At 68.3% G+C, this 4,656-nt stretch carries 6 protein-coding genes; 5 read left to right on the top strand and 1 reads right to left on the bottom strand.

Translation table 11 applies throughout. The annotated features are described in order from the left end of the window. From AC1D1P_RS14730 to AC1D1P_RS14710, 5 genes are all read left to right on the top strand, one after another. Positions 1-225 (top strand): tripartite tricarboxylate transporter substrate-binding protein (locus AC1D1P_RS14730; RefSeq protein WP_477673497.1); only part of this gene is annotated, 225 nt, incomplete at its 5' end. A 140-nt stretch (positions 226-365) separates the two neighbouring features. Then, on the top strand, positions 366-1,115 hold the full coding sequence (locus tag AC1D1P_RS14725) for a GntR family transcriptional regulator (RefSeq protein WP_477673496.1): 750 nt from the start codon (positions 366-368) through the stop codon (positions 1,113-1,115). A 36-nt stretch (positions 1,116-1,151) separates the two neighbouring features. Next, positions 1,152-2,180 (top strand): tripartite tricarboxylate transporter substrate binding protein, encoded by a 1,029-nt coding sequence (locus AC1D1P_RS14720; protein ID WP_477668584.1) that lies wholly within the window; start codon positions 1,152-1,154, stop codon positions 2,178-2,180. 3 nt (positions 2,181-2,183) lie between these two features. Then, positions 2,184-3,020, top strand: coding sequence for an amidohydrolase family protein (locus AC1D1P_RS14715; protein WP_477668583.1), 837 nt, complete (start codon positions 2,184-2,186; stop codon positions 3,018-3,020). Between the two features lie 75 nt (positions 3,021-3,095). Beyond that, positions 3,096-3,257, top strand: a complete 162-nt coding sequence (locus AC1D1P_RS14710) for a hypothetical protein (RefSeq protein ID WP_007863796.1) — start codon at positions 3,096-3,098, stop codon at positions 3,255-3,257. A gap of 131 nt (positions 3,258-3,388) precedes the next feature. On the opposite strand, the gene AC1D1P_RS14705 is transcribed toward AC1D1P_RS14710, so the two are convergent. Next, positions 3,389-4,417, bottom strand: coding sequence for a LacI family DNA-binding transcriptional regulator (locus AC1D1P_RS14705; RefSeq protein WP_477673495.1), 1,029 nt, complete (start codon positions 4,415-4,417; stop codon positions 3,389-3,391). Positions 4,418-4,656: the final 239 nt, after the last annotated feature.

The raw sequence follows: 4,656 nt of genomic DNA, 5'->3' as shown, positions 1-4,656 counted from the left end.
ACCTGGTACGGCCTTTTCATGCCGGCCGGCACCCCCAAAGACATCGTCGCCACCGTCAACGCCGAGGTCAACAAGCTGCTGGCCACGCCCGAGATGAAGGCCGCCATCCACGCCCAGGGCGCCGAAGTGCAGAACATGACGCCCGAGCAGTTCTCCAGCCTGCTCAAGACCGACTATGTGAAATGGAAGGGCATCGTGCAGGCTTCCGGCGCGACCATCGAATAAACGGTTCACGCTTTTCCGCGCAAGGCGGCGCCCCGATGGGCGTCGCCTTTTTTTATGGGCTACAGCGCTCCGTGTAAACCCTAAGAGGCAAAAGTCCGGGTACGTGACATGATCTAGTCATCTATAGGACTAGATCAATCATGGCCATTCCAGCAAACCCTTCGCTGACCGTGGTGCCCGCCGAACCGGGCCAAAGCCGTTATGCCGCCCTGGCCGCCGCCATGCGCGCGCGCGTGGTGGCGGGCGAGTGGCCGCCGGGCAGCGCCTTGCCGGCCGAGCAGACCCTGGCCGCCGAGCACGGCGTGGCCTTGGGCACGCTGCGCCGCGCGCTGGAACTGCTGGCCGACCAGGGGCTGATAGAGCGCATCCATGGCCGCGGCACCTTTGTGCGTGCCGGCATGACGGGCGGCACCATGATGCGGTTTTTCCGCTTTGGCGAAGGCACGGGCGAAGTGCCGGCCTCGCACATCGTTTCGCGCCGGCTGCTGGTCGCACCCGCCGAGGTGGCACGGCGCCTGGGCCTGGCACGCGGCGATATGGCGCTGCGGCTGCAACGCGTGCGGTCGCTCTCGGGCCAGCCCTGTGTTTATGAGGAAATCTGGCTGCCCCCGGCCCTGTTTGCCGAGCTCGTCGAGAGCGATACCGGCAGCTGGGGCGACCTGCTCTACCCGATGTTTGCCGAACGCTGCGGCGTGCACGTGGCCCGCGCGGTCGATGAAATCGGCTTCGGCGCGCTGACGGCGGCGCAGGCCGGCCACCTGGCCCTGTCGGCCGGCCATCCCTGTGCGCTGGTCACGCGCTGCGCCTACGACCTGGCCGGCCATTGCGTCGAAGTGCGCTACACGCGGGGCGACGCCCACGCTTTTCACTACACCGTCACCATCACCTGAACGTCCCTTGAACACCCCCCGAAATCGGAGAAAACCATGTCACACCCAAGCAACCACCCTGCAAGCAAAGCGCAACCCCTGAACCGCTCGCGCCGCCTCGTGCTGCAGGCCGCGGGCGCGGCCGTCGCCGCACCTTGGGCCTTTGCCGCCCATGCCGCGGGCCAGATCGCCGGCGGCAAGCCGATCACGCTGGTCGTGTCCTATGCCGCGGGCGGCGGCGCCGACCTGATGGCGCGGCTGATCGCGCCGCGCATGGCCGAGTTCCTGGGCCAGACCGTGCTGGTCGACAACAAACCCGGCGCCGGCGGCCAGATCGCCGCGACACAGGTGGCGCGCGCCGCGCCCGACGGCACGCAGTTGCTGGTCGATGCCTCGTCCTTCGCCGTCAATCCCGCGCTTTATCCCAAGCTGCCCTACGACACCGACACGGCGTTCGCGCCACTGGCCGTGCTGGCGCAGTTCCCCAACGTGCTGGTGTGCACGCCCGGTTTTGAGGCCAAAAGCGTCAAGGACCTGATACGCCTGGCCAAGGCCAAACCCGGGCAGATCGCCTATGCCTCCTCCGGCAACGGTTCGGCCCAGCACCTTGCCGGTGCGCTGTTTGAAGACCTGGCCGGCGTGAAGCTGGTGCACGTGCCTTACCGCGGCGGCGGCCCGGCCATGAACGACGTGATGGCTGGCCAGGTGCCGCTGTTCTTCGCCAACGTGGCCTCCTCGTTGGGGCAGATCCAGTCGGGCCGGCTGCGCCCGCTGGCGGTGACCAGCCGGCGCCGCACGCGCTCGCTGCCCGACATGCCGACCATGGAAGAAGCCGGCGTGCCGGCTTATGAGGTGCTCGAGTGGAACCCGGTGCTGGCCCCAGCTGGTATAGACGCCAAGTCCAAAGCTGCGCTGATCGCCGCTATCCGCAAGACCATGGCCGACCCCGAAGTGCTGGGCCGTATCCGCAGCCTGAGCGGTGAAGCCTTCCCCGAGGGCCCTGAAGCGCTGACGCAGGCTTTCCTCAAGGCCCAGCAGCTCAAATGGGGCCGCATCATCAAAGACCGCAAGATCACCACGGGTTAAGCGGTGCAGAGTTCCACGCCTGACCCGGTGGCGCCCGGCTGGGACAGCCACGTCCACGTCTTTGACGCGGCTGCGGCTGTCGCGCCGGGCCATTACCAGCCCGCGCACCGGCCGCTGGCGGACATCGAGCAACTGGCCCAAAGCCATGGCTTCGGCCACCTGGTGCTGGTGCAGCCCAGCGTCTACGGCACCGACAACACGGTGTTGCTGGACGCCTTGCGTGCCGGTGGCGGGCGGCATCGCGGTGTGGTGGTGCTGCCGCCTTCCATCGACGATGCGGCGCTGCAGGCCATGCATGCGCTCGGCGTGCGCGGTGTGCGCTTTAACCTGGTGTCTCCCGTCGGGGACAGCCTCAAGGCCGGGGAGGGTGACGGCGCCCGGGACAGCTTCCAGGCCCTGGCGCCGCGCCTGCGCGCGCTGGGCTGGCATGTGCAGTGGTATGCGGCACCGCAAGACCTGCCCGTGATCGCGGCCCTGCATGCGGCCAGCCCGGTGCCGGCGGTGCTGGATCACCTCGCCGGCATGCACGCCGGCATTCCTCCGGATCACCCGGCCTGGCGGGCACTGGAGCAACTCGCCGCCCAGGGCGCCTGGGTCAAGCTTTCGGGCTGGTACCGCCTGGGCGTGCAAGCGCCGTATGAGGCGCTGGACGAGGTCATCCGCAAGGTTGCGGGGCTGTTCGGCCGGCGCCTGGTCTGGGGCTCCGACTGGCCGCATACCGCCTTTGCGCCCGACGCGCTGCCCGCCTACGCCAGCACCTGGGAGCCCGTGGCGCGCACGCTGGCGGCGGCCCAAACACAGTGCGTCCGGGAGCAGGCGCCGGTCGCCTTGTACGCCTGATAAGCCCGGCGGAGGCCTGCAGCCCCGGAGTGGCTTAAAATCACGGGCTACGCCATTTTTAACCCGGAGTCTTCCATGCCCAAGAAAATCAGAGTCGAAGCCGACATCTGCGCCCCCAAGCCAGTCCCTCCCAAGGGCTACACGATCACGACCGGCCGCGGCCAGAAGATCAGCCTGGAGCGCGGTTCGCACACCCGCAGCAAAAAGAACCCAGGCAAGCGCCCGCATCAGGGTTGAGCCGGTCTGCTGATGCGGCCCCTTGAGGCTGCATCCATAAAAAAAAGCGCCCTGGGGCGCTTTTTTTTATGCCGTTGGGATCACGCGCCTGAATGAACAGCATGGGCACGGCGGCTCAGGCTTGGCCTGTTTTAGCTCTCGAGCGCAGCCGCCATGCGGTGCGGCATGAGGCGTTCGCGTGGCGCTTCGCCGCCCCACAGGCTTAGCATCAGGTCCACGATGACCGGTCCGAAATCCTGATGCGGAATTTCGACCGAGGTGAGCCACGGGGCGAGCCAGGCATTGATCGGATTACCGTCGATGCCGACCAGCTCGCAGTCGCCGGGCACCCGGATCCCGCTCTCGCGGGCCACGCGGTGCAGCCCGTAGGCGACCTGGTCGCTGATGCACATCGCGCCGCGCGGCCAGGCACCGGGCGCCGCGAACTGGGCCCCGGCGGCGTAGCCGATTTCCAGGTGCGAGATGCCCGGGGCCTCCACCCGGCGGATCCGGTCGGCTGACAGGCCTCTGTCGGCGGCCCGCTCGCAGAAGCCCTGCACGCGTTCCCGGGTCGTGGACGATCCGCGCGACGGAAATACCACGGCCGGCGCGTCGACGCCGCGGTCGAGCAGGTAGTCTGCGGCGGCGGCGCCGGCCGCCAGGTTGTCGGGCCCCACGAAGGCGCAGGTGCCGAACGGGCTGCGCCGGCTCACGAAGACCATAGGCGCACCGCGCTCCACGAAGTCGCGCAGGCCGGCACTGGGCTGAGCCGCGACCATCACGTAGCCTTGCACGACCTGCGAACGCATGGCGTTGAGATAGTCGTCCTGCAGCTCCGGCCGGTCGTGCGTGTCACACAGGATCATCGTGTAGCCGGCCTCGCGCAGCGCGGCCTCGGTGGAGGCGGCCAGCGTGGCCATCACCGGGTTGTCGAGGTTGGCGGCCAGCATCGCGACCAGGCGGCTCTCACGGTTGCGTAGCGCGCGTCCAAGCTGGTTGGGGTGGTAGCCCACGGTCTTGATCGCCTCGCGCACGCGCGCCAGCGTTTCCGGCGAAGCCCGCCGGGTCTCGCCGTTCACGATGCGCGAGACGGTGGAGATTGAGACGCCGGCCTGCACGGCGACTTCGCTCAGCGAAACCGGGCCGACGCCCTTGCGCCTGCGCGGGGTGTCGTCGGTCATCGGTGCGGGCGGCAGGCCTGCCGGGTCTGGACGCCGCAGCGAATGTTGGGTTGGCGCGAAGGCGGGACACGCGAATGGCGAGGCGGGAGTCCGGCGAGTGGAAAGCGAAGCATCGATGGGTCGTATTTTGGGAAAACAAGGGGCCAAGAGGCGAGGGCAGGTGGCCGACCGGCGGCGCGATCAGTGCGTGCCAAGACAAAACATATAACCGAGAAAGCCGCGACTGACAAGTATGGCAA

Source organism: Polaromonas sp. P1_E1_2 (genome assembly GCF_056406035.1).
Note: the sequence above shows the minus strand (reverse complement) of the source record. Positions and strands in the feature narration are given on the sequence as shown.